At 49.8% G+C, this 311-nt stretch carries 1 protein-coding gene; it reads left to right on the plus strand.

Translation table 11 applies throughout. From position 1 onward, the window contains the following. On the plus strand, positions 1-311 hold a 311-nt coding region (locus ACTHSP_RS23435), incomplete at both ends, for an SDR family NAD(P)-dependent oxidoreductase (protein WP_440347173.1).

Here is a 311-nt window from a genome sequence, read left to right on the forward strand (position 1 = left end):
ATTTTGCCGCAAATGGTAGCGCGCAAACAGGGCTACATCATCAATTTGGGTTCGATTGCCGGCAGTTATGCTTATTCCGGCAGTAATGTCTATGGCGCGACCAAGGCTTTTGTGCGCCAATTCAGTATGAACCTGCGCGCCGAATTGGCAGACAAAAACATCCGCATTACCAATATCGAACCGGGTTTATGCGGCGATACCGAGTTTTCCAACGTTCGTTTCAAAGGCGACGACCAGCGTGCGGCCGAGGTTTATGAGAATGTCGAGTTTATCCAGCCGCAAGATATTGCCGATACCGCTTTATGGCTCTA

Source organism: Neisseria sp. P0001.S005, from assembly GCF_051963715.1.